17 protein-coding genes are annotated in these 18515 nt (G+C 63.0%); 10 read left to right on the forward strand and 7 right to left on the reverse strand.

What is annotated here, in order from left to right; translation table 11 throughout:
- Window positions 1–132 precede the first annotated feature (132 nt).
- The 4 genes from xylF to CLU93_RS11325 form a co-directional block, all read right to left on the reverse strand.
- The gene (gene xylF, locus CLU93_RS11310; RefSeq protein WP_099764341.1) at window positions 133–1107 is read right to left on the reverse strand and encodes a D-xylose ABC transporter substrate-binding protein; all 975 of its coding nucleotides are present in this window, start codon (window positions 1105–1107) and stop codon (window positions 133–135) included.
- 141 nt (window positions 1108–1248) lie between these two features.
- Entirely contained in the window at window positions 1249–3036 is a 1788-nt protein-coding gene (locus CLU93_RS11315) for an IlvD/Edd family dehydratase (protein ID WP_099761139.1), read from the reverse strand.
- A complete protein-coding gene (locus CLU93_RS11320) occupies window positions 3033–3800 on the reverse strand; it encodes an SDR family NAD(P)-dependent oxidoreductase (RefSeq protein WP_099761140.1) in 768 nt (255 codons plus the stop codon). Before CLU93_RS11320 ends, CLU93_RS11315 begins: the two co-directional genes overlap by 4 nt.
- A gap of 27 nt (window positions 3801–3827) precedes the next feature.
- Window positions 3828–4988, reverse strand: coding sequence for a fumarylacetoacetate hydrolase family protein (locus CLU93_RS11325; protein WP_099761141.1), 1161 nt, complete (start codon window positions 4986–4988; stop codon window positions 3828–3830).
- A 430-nt stretch (window positions 4989–5418) separates the two neighbouring features.
- On the opposite strand from CLU93_RS11325, the gene chvE reads away from it, so the two are divergent.
- The 3 genes from chvE (at window position 5419) to mmsB (ending at window position 9303) form a co-directional block, all read left to right on the forward strand.
- The gene (gene chvE, locus CLU93_RS11330) at window positions 5419–6441 is read left to right on the forward strand and encodes a multiple monosaccharide ABC transporter substrate-binding protein (protein WP_225243237.1); all 1023 of its coding nucleotides are present in this window, start codon (window positions 5419–5421) and stop codon (window positions 6439–6441) included.
- 113 nt (window positions 6442–6554) lie between these two features.
- Window positions 6555–8096, forward strand: a complete 1542-nt coding sequence (gene mmsA / locus CLU93_RS11335) for a multiple monosaccharide ABC transporter ATP-binding protein (RefSeq protein ID WP_099761142.1) — start codon at window positions 6555–6557, stop codon at window positions 8094–8096.
- Window positions 8086–9303, forward strand: a complete 1218-nt coding sequence (mmsB, locus tag CLU93_RS11340; protein WP_099761143.1) for a multiple monosaccharide ABC transporter permease — start codon at window positions 8086–8088, stop codon at window positions 9301–9303. The genes mmsA and mmsB overlap by 11 nt, the downstream gene beginning before the upstream one ends.
- A 53-nt stretch (window positions 9304–9356) precedes the next feature.
- Here the strand turns inward: mmsB and CLU93_RS11345 are convergent, their stop codons facing one another.
- The gene (locus tag CLU93_RS11345; protein WP_099761144.1) at window positions 9357–10988 is read right to left on the reverse strand and encodes an NAD(P)/FAD-dependent oxidoreductase; all 1632 of its coding nucleotides are present in this window, start codon (window positions 10986–10988) and stop codon (window positions 9357–9359) included.
- Window positions 10988–12499: a polyamine aminopropyltransferase gene (locus CLU93_RS11350; RefSeq protein WP_099761145.1), complete on the reverse strand. Its 1512-nt coding sequence runs from the start codon at window positions 12497–12499 to the stop codon at window positions 10988–10990. The genes CLU93_RS11345 and CLU93_RS11350 overlap by 1 nt, the downstream gene beginning before the upstream one ends.
- A 59-nt stretch (window positions 12500–12558) precedes the next feature.
- On the opposite strand from CLU93_RS11350, the gene CLU93_RS11355 reads away from it, so the two are divergent.
- From CLU93_RS11355 to rsgA, 7 genes are all read left to right on the forward strand, one after another.
- On the forward strand, window positions 12559–12945 hold the full coding sequence (locus CLU93_RS11355) for a DUF350 domain-containing protein (RefSeq protein ID WP_096232970.1): 387 nt from the start codon (window positions 12559–12561) through the stop codon (window positions 12943–12945).
- A 31-nt stretch (window positions 12946–12976) separates the two neighbouring features.
- The gene (locus CLU93_RS11360; RefSeq protein WP_099761146.1) at window positions 12977–14014 is read left to right on the forward strand and encodes an SPFH domain-containing protein; all 1038 of its coding nucleotides are present in this window, start codon (window positions 12977–12979) and stop codon (window positions 14012–14014) included.
- Between the two features lie 20 nt (window positions 14015–14034).
- Window positions 14035–15498, forward strand: a complete 1464-nt coding sequence (locus CLU93_RS11365) for a DUF4178 domain-containing protein (RefSeq protein ID WP_099761147.1) — start codon at window positions 14035–14037, stop codon at window positions 15496–15498.
- Entirely contained in the window at window positions 15495–15665 is a 171-nt protein-coding gene (locus CLU93_RS28200) for a hypothetical protein (protein ID WP_157814714.1), read from the forward strand. Before CLU93_RS11365 ends, CLU93_RS28200 begins: the two co-directional genes overlap by 4 nt.
- Before the next feature lie 2 nt (window positions 15666–15667).
- Entirely contained in the window at window positions 15668–16033 is a 366-nt protein-coding gene (gene speD, locus CLU93_RS11370; protein ID WP_099761149.1) for an adenosylmethionine decarboxylase, read from the forward strand.
- Between the two features lie 69 nt (window positions 16034–16102).
- Window positions 16103–16657 carry a hypothetical protein gene (locus tag CLU93_RS11375; protein ID WP_099761152.1) on the forward strand — a complete coding sequence of 185 codons (555 nt, stop codon included), beginning with the start codon at window positions 16103–16105 and terminating at the stop codon, window positions 16655–16657.
- A 265-nt stretch (window positions 16658–16922) separates the two neighbouring features.
- Window positions 16923–17987, forward strand: a complete 1065-nt coding sequence (gene rsgA / locus CLU93_RS11380) for a ribosome small subunit-dependent GTPase A (protein ID WP_099761154.1) — start codon at window positions 16923–16925, stop codon at window positions 17985–17987.
- Window positions 17988–18062: 75 nt separating this feature from the next.
- Here rsgA and CLU93_RS11385 read toward each other — a convergent pair whose 3' ends face one another.
- Window positions 18063–18482: a F0F1 ATP synthase subunit epsilon gene (locus tag CLU93_RS11385; RefSeq protein ID WP_065307860.1), complete on the reverse strand. Its 420-nt coding sequence runs from the start codon at window positions 18480–18482 to the stop codon at window positions 18063–18065.
- Window positions 18483–18515 lie beyond the last annotated feature (33 nt).

Consider the following 18515-nt stretch of genomic DNA (forward strand, 5'->3'; position numbering starts at 1 on the left):
TCACTCTCGTTGCTGATGACAGAAACTACACCAGTTGTAGCTGGTATTCCCACCCCAACGTCGAAAGGCCGGGGTCGGACCCTGAGGGTCCGACCCCAGATTCCGCCGTTGGGGTAAAAATGAAGTGGGCGATTAATTGCCCAGCTGCGCCTTGGTATAGAAACCGTCATCGACGAGAATGTTCACATTCGCCTTGGTCAGGGGCGTTGGTTTCAGCAGCACCGTGCTGACTTTTTTCAGGCCGTTGTCATAGCTGGAGTTGTAGGCCGGCTTTTCATTGCGCGCCAGCTGGATGGCCAGCTTGGCCGCTTCCGATGCGATGGTTTTCAACGGCTTGTAGACGGTCATCGACTGCGTGCCGGCGATCACGCGTTTCACCGCCGCCAGGTCGGCATCCTGGCCCGAAACGGGCACCTTGCCAGCGAGTTTTTGCGCAGCCAGGGCCTGGATGGCGCCGCCGGCCGTGCCGTCGTTCGAGGCGACGATGGCGTCGATCTTGTTGCCGTTGGCCGTCAACGCGTTTTCCACGATGGACAATGCTTCGGTGGCGCTCCAGTCCTTCACCCACTGCTGGCCGACGATCTTGATGTCGCCCTTGTCGATGAACGGTTTGAGTACTTTCATCTGGCCTTCGCGCAGCATCTTGGCGTTATTGTCGGTGGGAGAGCCGCCCAGCAGGTAGTAATTGCCCTTCGGCTGCAGCTTGGTCACGCCTTCGGCCTGCATCTCGCCCACTTTCTCGTTGTCGAACGAGATATACGCGTCGATATCGGCATTCAGGATCAATCGGTCATACGACAGCACCTTGATGCCGGCCTTTTTCGCCTCCTTGACGGTGTTGTTCAACACTGTCGCATTGAACGGCACGATCACCAGCACGTCCACGCCGCGCGAGATCAGGTTTTCGATTTGCGAAATCTGCCGCTGTTCGCTGGCATCGGCCGACTGCACGAAGACCTTGGCGCCCTGCTTCTCGGCGGCGGCGATGAAGAAATCGCGGTCACGCGTCCAGCGTTCCACGCGCAAGTCGTCGATGGAAAAGCCGATCTTCGGGTTTTTCGCATCGGCCAGGGCGGCGCTGCTGCTCAATGCCAGCATGGCGGTCATGATGGCTGCACTGATGATCTTGTTCATTGTGTGTCTCCTTGTGGATTTTATTAACAACGTTTTTTTCACTACGGGTGCTGCTGAAAAATTTTATGTCTGTGGTGGTGTCGGGTTACGCGCGGAGCGCTAACCCGACCTACATCAATGGTTATGGCGTGGCAGGGTCTGGCCCACGGCGCGGTATTTCAGCGCCAGCTCCATGCAGGCGCCCGTTTCCAGCTGGCCCACGCTGGCGCGGTAGATTTCCTGCCATGGCGTGGCGCTGTCGTTGACGGGCGGCGGCAGTTCTTTGGCCCGGTGTGCCAGTTCGTCAGCATCGACCAGCATGTCGCAGCTGCCCCCGTTCAAGTCCACGCGGATGATGTCGCCCGTGCGCAGCAGCGCCAGGCCGCCGCCCACGGCGCTTTCCGGAGAGGCGTTCAGGATCGAAGGGCTGTCCGAGGTGCCCGACTGGCGCCCGTCGCCCAGTGTTGGCAAATTCAGGATGCCGGCCTTGAGGAGCGCGTCGGGCGGCTGCATGTTGACCACCTCGGCCGAACCGGGCCAGCCCACGGGGCCGGCGCCGCGCATAACCAGCATGCAACTGTCGTCAATCGCCAAAGCCGGATCGTTGATGCGTGCGTGGTAGTCGTTTGACCCGTCAAAGACGATGGCGCGCGCCTCGAACACGCCTTCGCTGCCGGGACGCGACAGGTAGCGCTCGCGGAAAGCGGGCGAGATCACGCTGGTCTTCATGATGGCGAAGTCGAACAGATTGCCCTGCAAGGCCATGAAACCGGCCTTCTCCTTCAGCGGCGCGGCAAACGGGCGGATCATCTCGCGGTCCGCGCTTTCACGGCCCGCCAGGTTCGCCGCCATCGTCTGGCCCGTGACCGTCAAGCGCTCGGCGTGCAGCAGGCCCGCCTGTTGTAACTCCCACATCACGGCAGGCACGCCGCCGGCGCGGTGAAAGCGCTCGCCCAGGTATTTGCCGGCCGGCTGCATGTTCAACAGCAGCGGCACGTCGTAGCCATGTTCCATCCAGTCGCTCGAATGCAGTTCCACGCCCGCATGGCGCGCCATGGCCATCAGGTGCGGCTGCGCGTTGGTGGAACCGCCGATGGCCGCGTTGACGATGATGGCGTCCAAAAACGCCTCGCGCGTGAGGATGCTCGACGGGCGCACGTCCTCATGCGCCATGGCAACGATGCGGCGCCCCGTGGCATAGGCGATCTGGCCCCGCTCGCGGTATGGCGCGGGAATCGCCGAGCAGCCCGTCAGCGACATGCCCAAGGCTTCCGCCAGCGCATTCATGGTCGATGCCGTGCCCATGGTGTTGCAGTGGCCGGCCGACGGCGCCGAGGCGGCGGCGATCTGCAGGAACTTGTCGTTGTCGATCAAGCCGGCGGACAGCTGGCGGCGGCCCTTCCAGATGGCGGCGCCGGAACCGACCAGTTCGCCGTCCATCCAGCCATCGAGCATGGGACCGCCCGACAGCACGATGGAAGGAATGTCCACCGTGGCGGCGGCCATCAGCTGCGCCGGCGTGGTCTTGTCGCAGCCCGTCGTCAGCACCACGGCGTCGATCGGGTAGCCGTGCAGGATTTCCACCAGGCCCAGATACGCCAGATTGCGGTCCAGCGCGGCCGTAGGACGGCGGCAGTTCTCGAAGATCGGGTGCAGCGGGAATTCCATCGGGATGCCGCCCGCGTCGCGGATGCCGTCGCGCACGCGCTGCGCCAGTTCCAGGTGGATGCGGTTGCAGGGACTGATGTCGCTGCCGCTTTGCGCAATGCCGATGATGGGCCGGCCCGAACGCAGCTCCTCGGCCGTGATGCCGTAGTTCATGAAGCGCTCCAGGTACAGCGCCGTCATGTCGATGTGCTCGGGATTGTCGAACCAGTCCTGCGAGCGGAAGCGCCGCGACGGGCCTTGGGCTGGAATGTTCATGCGCCGTACCAGCCGGCGTCGACATAGTATTCGCGGCCGGCGCACTTGGCCGCGTTGTCGGACGCGAGGAACAGCGCCAGCGCCGCCACGTCTTCCGGCTCCACGCGCGTCTGCAGGCACTGTCCCTGCAGGATCAACGCTTCCGCCTCCGGCGTATGCCACAGCCGCTCCTGGCGCGGCGTGCGCACGGCGCCGGGAATGATGCAGTTGACGCGGATGCCGTCGACGCCCAGGTCGCGCGCCAGGCCGCGCGTGAGACCCTCGATGCCGGCTTTCGCCGTCATGTAGATCGACAGGTTCGCTTGCGCCAGGTGCCAGGAAATCGAGCCCAGGTTGAGGATCACGCCGCGGCCCTTGGCGCGCATGGCCGGCGCCACTGCCTGGGCGCAGAAATACTGGTGGCGCAGGTTGACGGCCATGCGCTCGTCCCAGTAGGCGGGCGTGACGTCCTGCAACTGGTGGCGGTCGTCATTGGCGGCGTTGTTGACAAGGATATCGGTACCACCGCTGGCATTTTCGATCTCGGCGAAGGTGGCGGCCAGGGCGCCCAGGTCCGTCAGGTCGCAATAGCGGAAAACGGGCGGCTGCGGCAGGTGCGCCAGCGTTTCCTGCAGCGCGCGCGAAGGTTCGTTGGCGATATCGAGGAAAGTGACGTGGGCGCCCTGGCGCGCGAACGCCTCGACGATGGCCACGCCGATGCCGGTGCCGCCGCCCGTGATGATGACGCGCTTGCCGGCCAGGCTGGGGTAAGTTGCATGCTGCATGGTGTCTCTCTATTTAAAATAATCGGATCAAAGCAAACCGCGTTTGGCCAGGTTCTGATACAGCGCGCGCACGCCAAACGTCCAGGGAGGAATCGCATCGCAGCGCTGCACCTCGTTGACCAGCGCGCCCAGCGCGGCGCTGGCAATCGTCACGCGGTCGCCCAGGTGATGCGTGAAGCCGCCGCCCTGTGCGCCGCGGTCCTTCACGGGCGAGAACATGGTGCCCAGGAACAGCATGAAGCCGTCCGGATACTGGTGGTACTGGCCCGCCGTCTGGCGCACCAGGTCGAGCGGGTCGCGGCTGATCTCGCGCATGAAACTGGCGCCTTCGAGCACAAAGCCGTCGTCCGCGCCTTCGATCAGCAGCGACACTTCGGCCTGGCGCACGGTCTCGAGCGTGAAGTGTTCGTCGAACAGGCGGATGAAGGGGCCGATGGCGCAGGAGCCGTTGTTGTCCTTGGCCTTGCCCAGCAACAGGGCGCTGCGCCCTTCGATATCGCGCAGGTTGACGTCGTTGCCCAGGGTCGCCCCCAGCACCTCGCCGCGGCTGTTGACGGCCAGGACGATCTCCGGCTCGGGGTTGTTCCAGGCGGACGATGGCAGCAAGCCCACCTGCGCGCCGCAGCCGACCGACGACATCGGCTGCGCCTTGGTAAACACTTCCGCATCGGGGCCGATGCCCACTTCCATGTATTGCGACCAGGCGCCGCGCTGCTGCAGCTGCTGTTTCAGGCGCTGCGCCGCCTCCGAGCCCGGTTTCAGGGCCGACAAGTCGCCGCCCAGGGTCATTTGCAGCGCAGTGCGCAAGCTCGCGGCGCGTGCCGCATCGCCGCCCGCCTGTTCCTCGATCACCCGTTCCAGCAGGCTGACGGCGAAGGTCACGCCACAGGCCTTGACGGCCTGCAGGTCGCACGGCGCCAGCAGCAGCGGCTCGCCTGCCGGTGCGGCCAGCGCCTGCGCCAGCAGCGCCTGCACGGGGCCGAGCGCGATACCGGGCGCATGGCGGGCGATATCGAGTGCATCGCTGCGCTCGAACAGCTCGGCCACCGTCGCCACCGTCTGCGTGAGGTCGACCACCTCGCCGCCGCGCACGGCGACGACGCAAGGTCCGTCACGCCAGATGCGGCCGATGAGGAGGGCCTGCGCCAGGTCGGCGGGCAACAGGGAGGCGGGGGAAATCGGCTGCATGGCAAGCTTTCAAAAGGTCGTGACGGGATGGCCGGTCTTCAAGTCCGGACCGATTCTGCGCGCCGCCCTGTATCGCCGCAATTACGAAAATCACCAAATTGAATGATGATTATTGGTATTGCAGCGCACCAAAAAAAGCTGCTGCCCGGCCCCCGTTTCCGCCCTGTGCGCAGGCGGAAAGGGGCGGCATGGCGCATTGCATCAATTGACCGATCGATACCGTTTTGGATATCAGCTATGCGAAAAAAGTGATTGGTGAGGGATGGATGGACAAACTAGTATCAGCCGTGGCCTGCAATCGGCCATCCGCACGGAGCCCGCCCACTGGGACGACGGCCCTGGCACATTCAACTATCGAAGACGGTGGAGACCTGAAATGAAAACAACAATGAAAATGCTGACCGCGAGCCTGGCGCTGGCCATCTCCGGCATGGCGGTAATGCCCGTGGCAAGCGCCGCCGACAAGGGCGCGATCGGCATCTCGATGCCGACCAAGTCGTCCATGCGCTGGATCGCCGATGGCGACAACATGGTCAAGGTATTCAAGGAGCGCGGCTACAAGACGGACTTGCAGTTTGCCGACGACGATATCCCGAACCAGTTGGCGCAGGTGGAAAACATGATCACCAAGGGCGCCAAGGTGCTGGTGATTGCCGCCATCGACGGCACCACCTTGTCGAACGTGCTGCAAAAGGCAGCCGACAAGGGCATCAAGGTCATCTCGTATGACCGTCTGATCCGCGGCACGAAAAACATCGATTACTACGCCACCTTCGACAACTTCCAGGTCGGCGTGCTGCAAGCGGGCTATATCGAATCGGCGCTGAAACTCAAGGAAGGCAAGGGCCCGTTCAATATCGAACTGTTTGGCGGTTCGGCCGACGACAACAACGCGCACTTCTTCTACAACGGCGCGCTGTCGGTCCTGAAACCCTACATCGACAGCGGCAAGCTGGTGGTGCGCTCGAAGCAGATGGGCATGGAAAAAGTGGCCACCCTGCGCTGGGATGGCGCCGTGGCACAAGCCCGCATGGACAACCTGCTCAGCGCCTACTACGGCAATGCCCGCGTCGACGCCGTGCTGTCGCCGTATGACGGCTTGAGCATCGGCATCCTGTCCTCGCTCAAGGGCGTCGGCTACGGCACGCCGAAACAACCATTCCCCGTCGTGACGGGCCAGGATGCAGAAATCCCGTCGGTGAAATCGATCATCCGCGGCGAACAGGCATCGACCGTGTTCAAGGACACGCGCGAACTGGCCAAGGTCACGGCCAACATGGTCGACGCGATGATGAGCGGCAAGACGCCGGCCGTCAACGATACCAAGACCTACAACAACGGCGTCAAGGTCGTGCCGTCCTACCTGTTGAAACCGGTCACCGTCGACAAGGCGAACTGGAAGCAGGTGCTCGTCACCGGCAGCGGCTACTACACGGAAGCGCAAGTGAAATAAGCATCGACGGTACTGAAGGCCCGGCGCTGCCGGGCCTTTCACATCATGCACGATCAAGAACAAGACTGCCGCACGACCGATACCGACCAGCGCGGCCGTGCCAGAGAGGTTATATGACGAACACTATCCTGGAAATGCGCGGGATACGCAAAACATTCCCGGGCGTCGTGGCGCTCGACAATGTCAACCTGCGGGTACGCAGCGGCGAGATCCACGCCATCGTCGGCGAAAACGGCGCCGGCAAATCGACCCTGATGAAAGTGCTGAGCGGCGTCTACGGCCATGGCAGCTATACGGGCGACATCGATTACCTGGGCCAGACGCGGCACTTTCGCGGCATCAAGGACAGCGAAGAAATCGGCATCATCATCATCCACCAGGAACTGGCGCTGGTGCCCCAGTTGTCGATCGCCGAGAATATCTTCCTCGGCAACGAACCGTCCCGCATGGGCGTCATCGACTGGGAATACGCGCAAACGAAGACGCGCGAACTGCTGCACAAAGTCGGCCTGAAAGAGTCCCCGGACACGCTGATCACCAACCTGGGCGTGGGCAAGCAGCAGCTGATCGAAATCGCCAAGGCGCTGTGCAAGGATGTCAAGCTGCTGATCCTCGACGAGCCGACGGCCAGCCTGAACGAAAGCGACAGCGCAGCCCTGCTCGACCTGCTGCTGGACCTGAAAGCGCAGGGCATCGCGTCGATCCTGATCTCGCACAAGCTCAATGAAATTTCAAGAGTCGCCGATGCCATCACGGTGCTGCGCGACGGGAACACGGTCGACAGTTTCGACTGCCGCGTGGACCCCGTCAGCGAAGACCGCATCATCGAAAAAATGGTCGGGCGCGAGATGGCCGACCGCTATCCGCCGCGCACGCCGACGATAGGCGAGACCATTTTCGAAGTGCGCGACTGGCGCGTCTTCCATCCCGAGCATGCCGACCGCCCCGTCATCAAGGGCATCAATATGCACGCCAAAAAAGGCGAAATCATCGGCATTGCCGGTTTGATGGGCTCCGGGCGCACGGAACTGGCGATGAGCATTTTCGGACGCGCCTACGGCCAGCGCATCAGCGGCACGGTGCTCAAGAATGGCCAGGAAATCGACGTCAGCACCATCGGCAAGGCGATCGCCCACGGCCTCGCGTATGTCACGGAAGACCGCAAGGGCCTGGGCCTGATCCTCGAGGAAGACATCCAGAAGAACACCAGCCTGGCCAACCTGGATGCGATTTCCAGGCACATGGTGATCGACGAGCAGCGTGAATTCGGCGTGGCCGAGGAGTTCCGCCGCAAGCTCAAGACCCGTTGCTCGAGCGTGGCGCAGAAGGTGGTCAACCTGTCCGGCGGCAACCAGCAGAAAGTGGTGCTGGCGAAGTGGCTGTTTTCGCGCCCCGATATCCTGATCCTCGATGAACCGAGCCGCGGCATCGACGTGGGCGCCAAGTACGAGATCTACAGCATCATCAGCGAGCTGGCCGCCGAAGGCAAATGCATCATCATGATTTCCTCGGAAATGCCGGAATTGCTGGGCATGTGCGACCGGATCTATGTCATGAACGAAGGCCGCTTCGCGGCAGAACTGAGCGCGGCAGAAGCATCGCAGGAGCGCATCATGCGCGCGATCGTTACACACGGAGAAAACAATGGACAATAAACTGACAGCAGGCGCGCCGGCAGCAGCAGCGCCAGCGGCCGCGCCGCAAGCGAAAAGCTATGCCGGCTTTTTGAAGAACAATATGCGCGACTACGGCATGCTGCTCTCACTGATCGTCATCATGGGCTTTTTCCAGTACATGACCGATGGCACCCTGATGCAGCCGCTGAACCTGACGAACCTGGTGCTGCAAAACAGCTACATCGTCATCATGGCGCTGGGCATGCTGATGGTCATCGTGGCCGGCCATATCGACTTGTCCGTCGGCTCCGTGGTCGGCTTCGTCGGCGCGCTGGCGGCCGTCCTGATCGTCAACTACGAGATGAACTTTGTCGCCGCCAGCATCATCTGCCTGATCGCCGGCGCCGTCATCGGCGGGGCGCAGGGCTATTTCGTCGCCTTCTTCAAGATCCCGTCGTTTATCGTCACCCTGGCCGGCATGCTGGTGTTCAAGGGCCTGACCCTGGCGCTGCTCGCTGGCCAGTCGGTCGGCCCCTTCCCGGAAGGCTTCCAGATGCTCAGCTCGGGCTTTTTACCCGATCCGTTCGGCGGTGAAAACCTGCGCGGCCTGTCGCTGCTGCTGGGCGTGATCGCCGCCGCGGCGCTGATCTTCACCTCGCTGCGCAGCCGCGCCAAGCAACTGAAACACGGCATGGAAAACGAGCCACGCGCCTTCTTCCTGCTGAAAAACGCGATCTTCGCCGCCGTGATGGTGTATTTCAGCTACCTGCTGTCGTCGTACCGCGGTTTCCCGAACGTGCTGGCCGTGATGTCGGTGCTGATCGTCGCCTACACCTTCATTACCAACCGCACCGTGCTGGGCCGCCGCGTGTATGCCGTGGGCGGCAACGAGAAGGCGGCGCGCCTGTCCGGCATCAAGACGGAACGGGTAAGCTTCTACACCTTCGTCAACATGGGTATGCTGGCCGCGCTGGCCGGCCTGATCTTCGCGGCGCGCCTGAACACGGCCACGCCGAAGGCCGGCACAGGATTCGAGCTCGACGTGATCGCCGCCTGCTTCATCGGCGGCGCCTCGGCCTCGGGCGGCGTGGGCAAGGTGATGGGGGCCGTGATCGGTGCCTTCATCATGGGCGTGATGAACAACGGCATGTCCATCATGGGCATCGGCATCGATTACCAGCAGGTGATCAAAGGCCTGGTGCTGCTGGCGGCCGTCTTCATCGACGTCATCAACAAAAACAAGTAGACCGGTTCGAGCCTTAGGGGGCTCTGGCCGGCGCTTGCGCCGGCCTTTTTCATTTATGTGATCGCCAGCCGCGCAGCGCGATCCCCCCACCACGCCGCTTCCTCAAACACGGAAAAGCCCGACAAATCGGCATGCGCGAACAGGATGGCGCCGTCGTGCTCGCGCAGCGCCTTCAAGCCCGCATTACTGCGAAATCCCGGTAACGGTGCGGCCATGGCGTGGCCGCGCACGGTGATGTCGACGCGCTCGACGCAGCTGGCAAAATCGCGTCCATACGCCGTCTTTAAATCGACGCTGGCCAGCGCCAGCAATTGCTCGGGGCTGGCCGTATCGAGCCATTTGCGCGCTTGCTGCGGCGTGCGATCGGACAGGGCCACGTAGGCGCTGAAGACGGTTTTCTCGGGCGGACGCACGCGGATATCCTGGTGGGTCGAGACGACATAGCCGAGGCCCGGTTCCTGGTACACCACGTTATCCCAGCATAGCGGTGCATGTGGCAGTTCGTCGGGAAAGCGTTTCAGTAAAAAATTCGCCACCATCCATGGCGCATAGGCGGGCGTGTGCAGCTTCGCGTCAAAGCCGTAGCTGGCAATGTCCCGCACCACACGCGCCGCCACATACAAAGGCATGGCGCAGATGGCCTTGCGTGCGCGGACCAAATAGGTGCGCGGCTGGCCGTCGACCAGTTCCAGGCACAGCGCTTCCACGCCCTGGTCCGTCGTCTGCACGGAAACCACCGTGCCCGCATGACGTTGGACACCCGAGGCCTGCTCCATGGCCGTGGCGACCGGCTGCATGCCGCCGGGCCAGGTCAGCCAGGCGCCGTTGCCCGCGTTGGCCGCCTGGCCCCAGCGGCTGCAGTAGTAATGCAGGCCGGCCCAGGCCGAGACTTGGTCGTAACGCGTGCCATAGTCGTCGCGGCAGCAGTAATTCAGATACCAGTGCAGGGTGGGCGAGGTATAGCCTTCGTGCTCCATCCACTGCTTCAAGGTGATGGCGTCGAGTGCCTGCCAGACCGGGTCTTGCGACGATTCCACGGTGGGAAAGACAAACACGCGCTTGCCGTCGTTGCCGCGCGCCTGACGCAGCTGCGCCACCTGCGCAAAGAAGCGTTCGTGCTGCGCCAGTTCCGCAGGCGGCACGCCTTCGGTGGGAATGAAGCCATCCTGCCAGTGACCGTTGAACAGCAATCGTTCTTCCGGCGCGTGCAGGATATAGCGCTCGTCGTAAGTCGGCTTTTCCGCCTGCGGGTCGCGCTGGATAATCCCCAGATCGAACAGGATCTCGCGCACATGGGTCGATTCGGGTGAAGGCAGCGGCAAATAATGGCCACCGGTCGGATAGGCCAGCTCGCCGAAGTGGCCGCCGGCCGCGTTGCCGTAGGGCTGGGGACCGTCGATCATCAGGAAATCCTGGTGCCCCAGCTTGTTCAAGCGCCACGCCGCCGTCAGGCCGGCGATGCCGGAACCTAAAATTGCCACGTCGGTGCTCAAGATGCGTGAAGGCGGCGGCAGCGCCGTGCGCTCGCGCAGCAGCGTGCGCAAATAGTGTCCCTCGCTGCGGCCCGGATACAGTACCTTCGGTGTGATTTCCTGCCAGCGCAGGTAGGCGGCGATGCTGCCGATGCCGGCGGCGGCCGCCGCCGTGCCACCGGCAGCCCACAGCATGAAGGAACGGCGCTGCATCAGCGGATCACCCGGTTCCAGTCCTGCTCGAATTCATGCACGAGCGACTGGGTGTTGAGGCGGTTCGGCGCCATCGGCAGCGGCTGCATGTCGGGCGGGAAGATGAACATTTCGCGCGTGGTGTCCGCATTCAGGTAGCGCATCGGCAGGCGGTATGTCGTCGGCGGTGTGTAGTCGAGCTGGGGCGAGGCGAGGATGAAACCCCATTCGCCGAACGAAGGCACATAGGCGTGGTACGGCCAGGTGCGCATGCCCACTTCGCGCAGGGTCGCATTGATGGTCCAGTAGGCGTGCGGGGCAAAGAACGGCGACGTCGATTGCACCACCATCAAGCCCTTGACCGCCAGGTGTTTTTTCACCAGGTCGTAGAACGGCACGGAATACAGTTTGCCGAGCGCGAAGCTCGATGGATCGGGGAAGTCGACGATGGCCGCGTCGAACATGTCGCCGTTGTTGCGCAGCCAGACGGCGGCATCGGCATTGACGACGGTGACGCGCTTGTCCGAGAACGCGCTGTTATTCAGCTTTGCCAGTTCCGGGCGCGTGGTAAACGCAGCCGTCATGGCGGGATCGAGGTCGACCACGGTGACGTGTTCGATATGGGGATAACGCAGAATTTCGCGCAGCGCCAGGCCATCGCCGCCACCGAGCACCAGCACGCGGCGCGCCCATGGCAAGGCTTCCAGCACGGGGTGCACCAGCGCCTCGTGGTAGCGGTACTCGTCGCGCGAGGAAAACTGCAGGTTGCCGTTGATGTACAGCCGCGTATCGTCCTTCCAGCGCGTGATCACCAGGCGCTGGTAGGGCGTGGTGGTGGAATACACGATCTGGTCGCCGAACAGGCCGTGCTCGCCCCACTCCACCATGCGGTCCGACATGGCAAAGCCGGTCACCAGCAGCAGCAGCACGGCGCAGGCGCGCAGGAAGCGCCCCGTGAGGTTTTTCAGTTCGGCGCGAAACACGTAAATGCTCCACAGGCCGACGGCCACATTCAGCATGCCGAACAAAAAGCCCGTGCGCACCAGTCCCAGATACGGCGACAGCACCAGCGGGAACAGCAGGGACACGGCCAGCGCGCCCAGGTAATCGAAGGTCAGCACGCGGCTGACCAGTTCGGAAAACTCGGTTTGCCGCGTGTTCAGCGCGCGCATCACCAGCGGCACTTCCATGCCGACCAGTGCGCCGATCAGGAACACCATCACATACAATAAGGTGCGAAATGGCGCCGCCATCCACGAAAACGTCATGAACAGGATGGCGGCCGAGAGGCCGCCGATCAGGCCCACGGCCAGCTCGATGTCGACGAAGCGCGAGAGCACGTCGTCGTCCTTGACATACTTTGAAAAGTGAGCACCCACCCCCATGGCAAACAGGTAGCAGCCAATGATGGTGGAAAACTGCAGGATGGAGTCGCCGAGCAGGTAGCTGGACATGGCGCCGGCGATCAGCTCATACGCGAGGCCGCAGGAGGCGACCACGAAGACGGACAAGATCAGAATTTTTTTGTTCATGGGACTTTTTTTGTTCTAATATGCGTTGACGTTATCAAATACTCATTGCGAGGAAAGCCGTGCCCGCCATCCTAAACTATCTGATCCATCTTTTACTGGCCGCCGGGCTGCTGATTGTATTTTTTATCATCTACACGCGCGTCACGCCGTATAAGGAAGTGCTGCTGATTCGCCAGGGCAACCAGGCGGCGGCGCTGTCGCTGGGCGGCGCGCTGCTGGGCTTTTCCGCCACCATCGCCTCGTCCCTGATGCACACGGCCGACTATCAGCAATTCTTCGCCTGGGCCTTCGGCGCCATGGTGGTGCAATTGCTCGCCTATGTGGTCACCACGCGCCTGCTGCGCATGTCGAAGGACCAGATCGAATCGAACAACAGCGCCTTCGGCGGCCTGCTGGGCGCCATTTCCCTGTCGATTGGCGCCATCAACGCCGCCTGCATTTCCTGACACCGTTTTATCTTATTCAAGGATATCCATCATGAGCCTCGGCAGCTTTATCAAGAAGCAGTTTATCGACGTACTGCAGTGGAACGAAGAAACGGAAGGCGTGCTGGCCTGGCGCTTTCCCATGCAGGACTTCGAGATCCAGAACGGCGCCATCCTGAATGTGCGCGAATCGCAGGTCGCCGTCTTCGTCAATGAAGGCAAGATCGCCGACGTCTTCGGTCCCGGCACGCACAAGCTGACGACGCAGACATTACCGCTGCTGACCAACCTGAAAAACTGGGACAAGCTGTTCGACTCGCCCTTCAAGTCGGACGTGTATTACTTCAGCACCCGCGTGCAGACGGGCCGCAAATGGGGTACGCCGCAGCCGATCACCATCCGCGACAAGGATTTCGACATGATCCGCGTGCGCGCCTTCGGCATGTACTCGTACCGCATCGCCGACGCCCGCACCTTCTTCACCGAGATCAGCGGCACGCGCGAAGTCTATACGCGCGACGAGGTGGAAGACCAGTTGCGCGGCATTCTGATGTCGAGCATGGCCAGTTCGCTGGGCGGCGCGAATGTCCCCTTCCTCGACATGGCGGCCAACCAGGCGCTGATGGCGCAGGAGGTCAAGGATGGCCTGGCGCAGGCGTTTGCCCGCTATGGCGTGGGCCTCGATGAATTCAACGTGGCCAGCATCAGCCTGCCCGAGGAATTGCAGGCGGCGCTCGACGAGCGCATTTCCGCTGGCATGAAGGGTGGCCTGGGCGCCGACAAGATGAGCGGCTACACCAAGTTCCAGGTCGCCAACGCGATCCCGCTGGCGGCGCAGAACGAGGGCGGCATGGCCGGCATCGGCGCGGGCCTCGGCGCCGGACTGTCGATCGGCCAGGTGATGGCGCAAAGCATGGGCGGTGCGCTGCAGCAGCCGGCTCCGGCCGCTCCGGCGACGCCACCGGCGCCAAGCGAAGAGCCGATCGAAGCGCGCCTGGAAAAACTCAAAGGCTTGCTCGACAAGGGTCTCATTTCGCCGGCCGACTACGACGGCGCCAAGGCTGAATTGCTGAAAAAACTGATCGGCTGATTAGAGCGAAATACGACTGCATGCAAACTGTTTCCTGTCCCAGCTGCGGCGCGGAAGTCCGCTTCCGCTCGCACGCTTCCGTGCTCGCCGTGTGCGAGTACTGCCACAGCACCATCCTCAAGGACGCCGATGCCGTCAGGGACGTGGGCAAGATGTCGGCCGTCCTGGAAGACTATTCACCAATCCAGATCGGCACGGCCGGCGTGCACGATGGCGTGCACTTCACGGTCGTCGGCCGCATCCAGCAGCGCTACAGCGCCGGCACGTGGAACGAGTGGTATCTGCTGTTCGACGACGCCAGCACGGCCTGGCTGGGCGACTCGTCCGGCCTGTACACGCTGACGCGTGAGCGCGCGACGCAAGACGCCTTGCCCGTCTTTGGCGAACTGGCGCCGGGCAAGCGCTATACGCTCTGCGGCGAGCCGTACACGGCGGCCGAGATCCGCAACGCCGAGTGCATCGCCGGCCAGGGAGAATTGCCATTCAAGGTGGGCGCCGGCTGGCGCATCCAGGTGGCGGACTTGCGCAACTACGCCAGCTTTGTCACGCTCGACTACACGGATGGCCCGCAACCGGTCGTCTACCAGGGCGTCGCCGTCACCCTGGACAGTTTGAAATGCCAGCTGCTGCGCGATGACGACGCCATCGCCAAGAGTGCAGGCAAGTACCGCGGCAAGCTCGATGCGCTCGACTGCCCGTCCTGCGGCAGCGGCATCAAGTACGTCCCTGGCGCGGCGGCGCAGCTGGTGTGTCCCGCCTGCCACGCGCAGCTCGATGCCAGCGGCCCGGAAGCGCAGGTGCTGGCCATCGGCAAGCAGGTGCACGACAATGCCGACATCACGCTGGAACTGGGCGCCAGCGCGAAGATCAGCAATGCCGACTTTACGGTGATCGGCATGATGCGCCGCGCCGACGACGAAGGCAGCGAGTGGAACGAATACCTGCTGTACAACGCGCGCGCCGGCTTCTTCTGGCTGGTGGAGACGGACGACGGCTGGTCGCGCTCGAACGTGCTGCCGAACTGGCCCAACTGGGCATCATTGGACGCCGCTACCTGCACGCTCGATGGCGCCACGTATCGCAAACTGTACGACTACGGTTCGCAGGTGGTGTACGCGGCGGGCGCCTTCAACTGGAAAGTGGCCGTCGGCGACAGCACGCGCGTGTTTGAATTCGAACAGGGACAGACCAAGCTGGCGGCGGAGCTCACCGGCGAGGAAATGACCTGGTCGCGCTCCGTGCCCGTCGCCTATGACCAGATGGCCGCCTGGTTCGGCGCCGCCTTCCATGGCGGCGCCAAGGTACAGAATACTAAACTGAGCCACCGTGGCATCGCCAAGGTCTTCATCGTCATCGTGCTGGTCCTGAATGCGATTCCCATGTTTGTCTCGTTCTCCAGCACCTTGATGTGGAGTTTGCTGGGCTGCCTGGCGCTGTTCCTGCCCGCCGCTTTTCTCGACAAGAATGCAAAGAATCCCCCATGAGTAAATATGTGATCTATGCCCTGATGGTGACGTTTTCCGTCACGGCCGCCAATTGGGTGCGCATGTTCAAGGTCGCCGGCAGCAGCAGCGGCAGCAGCTGGAGTTCGCGCACGGGCAGCGGCGGCGGCAGCTATGGCGGCGGCTCCAGTGGCGGCAGCCACAAATAAGCATGACCGCCACCCCGCATCTGCCCCTGGGCATCCATCTGCTGGCCGACTTGTCCGGCATCGCACCCGAACGCCTGCGCGACTGCGCCGCGCTCGAACGCCTGCTGCGCGCAGCGGCCACTACGGCCGGCGCGCAGGTACTGCACAGCCATTTCCACAGCTTTGGCGCAGGCCAGGGCGTCACCGGCGTGGTGCTGCTGGCCGAATCGCACATTTCCATCCACACCTGGCCGGAATGCAGCTTTGCCGCCGTCGACATCTTCATGTGCGGCGCGGCGCAGCCGCAGCTGGCATTGGGCGTCATCAAGGATGCGCTGCAGGCGACGCACTGCCAGTTGCAGTCCGTGCGGCGCGCCCCGCCAGGGTAGGCCTGGCGTCGCTGGTGGATCGCGTGGGGATCGCTTACACTGTCGGCTGATCCTCCAACCGTGACTCCCATGCGCCGTTCCGCCCTCCTCGCCCTGCCCCTGCTACTGCTGGTTTCCGCCTGCGACGACTACACGGCGCCGAGCCTGTACCAGGCCACCACGCCCGAGTGCAAGACGTGGACGGAGGGTTCACGCTTCGAGCTGCCGCGCGGTATCAGCGTATATGCCACGCCCCCCGTCACATTGAAAGAAGGCGGCACGGAGCTGGCGCTGATTTTTACGCTTCCCATCGGCACGCAAGCCAGTTTTACGCGCCTGTCCTTCCTGCTGGAAGAGCCGAAAAAGCCCCCCTTCGCCGAAGCGAAAGTGCTGACCATCTACCAGCGCGGCATGAACCGCAAGGCGGAAATCGTCGACGTCATCGAGCAGCTGCCCATCATGTTTTCCGCCGTCGGTTCGAGCGCCGAAACCCAGTGGCGCTTGCGATTGCAACTGCCGCGCCAGCTGCCGCAGCGCTTCGATCTGTCGATGCCCGACATGCTCGTCGCCGGCAAGCGCTATCCGGTGCGCACGTTTACTTACCGCTATTTCCCCGAACGCCAGGCGTACGGCATGTGCAGCTAAGGTTGACGGCGGCGCACGCCGCTGGCACACTGGCGTTTTCCCTCACACCTCAGGAGTAGACAATATGCGCCATTCGGATACTGCCGTGTTGTCGGCTGCCTGATCACTGTTTTTCCCTGCGTAGCCCCTTAGCTCGCAACTCCCCATACGCGTGATCGCGTAGCCGACGTTCCCCTTCTTTCGTGCCAGTCATCGCGACTGGCTGTGCCTGCACGCGCAGGCTAAATGTCCGTACGCGGACGACAGAATCTGGAATCACGCTACCATGATCGCATTCGATTTTGCGCAACTACGCCTTATCGGGCTGCAGCAGGCCATCGCCAGCGCAGCCACCCAACTCGAACTCTCTTCCCCAACCGCGCAGCTGCTGCGCGTGAGCGCCGTGCACCGCGACAGCATCCTTGTGCACGACGGCATCCTGGAACACCCGGCGCAGATCCTGCCGCGCCTGCTGCACCAGTTGCAGGCGCAGGACGACGTCCTCACGGTCGGCGACTGGATCGCCGCCGAACACGATGGTCACGGCACGCTGTGGATAACGGCGCACTTATCCCCAGTCACGCAAATCGCCCGGCGCGGCAATGACGGCCGCCGCCAGGTACTTGCCAGCAATGTCGATACGGCCCTGCTGGTGATGGGATTGGACGGGGATTTTAATCCGCGCCGTCTCGAGCGCTATCTGGCCATCGTGCTGGCGGCGCAAGTGACGCCTGTGGTGGTGCTGAGCAAGGCCGACGTGGCCGACGACGTGGCCGGCAAACTGGCGCAGCTGAAACAGCGCCTGCCGCCCCACGTGCCGCTGTTTGCCGTCGATACACGCCACGCGTATGACGTGGCCATCCTGGAACCCTGGCTGGGTGCCGGCCAGACCCTGGTGCTGCTCGGTTCATCGGGCGCCGGCAAGTCCAGCCTGACCAATACCCTGTGTACGGCCGGGCAGGCGACCAATGCTGTGCGCCATGGCGACGGCCGTGGCCGGCATACGACGACGGCCCGCTCGCTGCACCAGTGCGCGGATGGCGCCTGCATCATCGACACGCCGGGCTTGCGCAGCTGGCAGGCCGATGCCGATGCGCAGACCCTGGCGGCCACGTTTGACGACATTGCGGCGCTCGCAGCGACGTGCCAGTTCCGCGATTGCCGGCATGCGAGCGAACCCGGTTGCGCCGTGCGCGGCGCCGTCGATGCGGACCGCCTGCGCAATTATCACAAGCTGCTGCGCGACGCGCACCGTGGCGAGGCAACGCCGCTCGAGCGCATTGCCGCGCGCGCCAAGTGGAAGACGATATTGAAGGCGGGACTGGAAAGGGGCAAGGACAAGCGCCGCTGATTTTTACTGACATCAGTTTGCACAAAAAAAAGGCAGCCCGCAGGCTGCCTTTTTGTTTTACTGCATGCGAGCAAATTAATGCTTGCGCAGTTTCTGGATCGCTGCCAGCTGCGCAATCGCGCTGGCCAGCTCGGCTTGCGCTTGCGCGTAGTCGATGCCCGAATCCTTGTTGTGGATATTCTCTTCCGCCAACTTCTTCGCTTCCAGCGCTTTCGCTTCATCCAGGTCGTGACCGCGGATCGCGGTATCGGCCAGGACGGTCACGGTATCCGGTTGCACTTCCAGCAGACCGCCGGCAACGAAGACAAATTCTTCTTCAGCCTGACCGACTACCTTGATGCGGACCGCGCCCGGACGGATGCGGGTAATCAAAGGCGTGTGGCGTGGGTAGATACCCAGCTCGCCCTGCTCACCCGGCAACGCGACGAATTCTGCTTCGCCTGAAAAAATCAGTTCTTCAGCGGAAACCACGTCAACGTGAATTGTGTGTGCCATGTGTATCCTATCGGGTTGAAGAACCCCGCCTTC

Origin of the sequence: Janthinobacterium sp. 35 (assembly GCF_002754575.1) — a bacterium.
GTDB lineage: Bacteria > Pseudomonadota > Gammaproteobacteria > Burkholderiales > Burkholderiaceae_D > Janthinobacterium > Janthinobacterium tructae.

Excerpts from the sequence above, each read along its gene's own strand:
- speD (WP_099761149.1), top strand. The coding sequence starts at position 15,668 with ATGACCGCCACCCCGCATCTGCCCCTGGGCATCCATCTGCTGGCCGAC.
- CLU93_RS28200 (WP_157814714.1), top strand. The coding sequence starts at position 15,495 with ATGAGTAAATATGTGATCTATGCCCTGATGGTGACGTTTTCCGTCACG.
- CLU93_RS11350 (WP_099761145.1), bottom strand. The coding sequence starts at position 12,499 with ATGAACAAAAAAATTCTGATCTTGTCCGTCTTCGTGGTCGCCTCCTGC.
- CLU93_RS11385 (WP_065307860.1), bottom strand. The coding sequence starts at position 18,482 with ATGGCACACACAATTCACGTTGACGTGGTTTCCGCTGAAGAACTGATT.
- mmsA (WP_099761142.1), top strand. The coding sequence starts at position 6,555 with ATGACGAACACTATCCTGGAAATGCGCGGGATACGCAAAACATTCCCG.
- CLU93_RS11320 (WP_099761140.1), bottom strand. The coding sequence starts at position 3,800 with ATGCAGCATGCAACTTACCCCAGCCTGGCCGGCAAGCGCGTCATCATC.
- xylF (WP_099764341.1), bottom strand. The coding sequence starts at position 1,107 with ATGACCGCCATGCTGGCATTGAGCAGCAGCGCCGCCCTGGCCGATGCG.
- CLU93_RS11345 (WP_099761144.1), bottom strand. The coding sequence starts at position 10,988 with ATGCAGCGCCGTTCCTTCATGCTGTGGGCTGCCGGTGGCACGGCGGCG.
- CLU93_RS11365 (WP_099761147.1), top strand. The coding sequence starts at position 14,035 with ATGCAAACTGTTTCCTGTCCCAGCTGCGGCGCGGAAGTCCGCTTCCGC.
- rsgA (WP_099761154.1), top strand. The coding sequence starts at position 16,923 with ATGATCGCATTCGATTTTGCGCAACTACGCCTTATCGGGCTGCAGCAG.
- CLU93_RS11315 (WP_099761139.1), bottom strand. The coding sequence starts at position 3,036 with ATGAACATTCCAGCCCAAGGCCCGTCGCGGCGCTTCCGCTCGCAGGAC.
- mmsB (WP_099761143.1), top strand. The coding sequence starts at position 8,086 with ATGGACAATAAACTGACAGCAGGCGCGCCGGCAGCAGCAGCGCCAGCG.
- CLU93_RS11375 (WP_099761152.1), top strand. The coding sequence starts at position 16,103 with ATGCGCCGTTCCGCCCTCCTCGCCCTGCCCCTGCTACTGCTGGTTTCC.
- CLU93_RS11360 (WP_099761146.1), top strand. The coding sequence starts at position 12,977 with ATGAGCCTCGGCAGCTTTATCAAGAAGCAGTTTATCGACGTACTGCAG.
- chvE (WP_225243237.1), top strand. The coding sequence starts at position 5,419 with ATGGCGGTAATGCCCGTGGCAAGCGCCGCCGACAAGGGCGCGATCGGC.
- CLU93_RS11325 (WP_099761141.1), bottom strand. The coding sequence starts at position 4,988 with ATGCAGCCGATTTCCCCCGCCTCCCTGTTGCCCGCCGACCTGGCGCAG.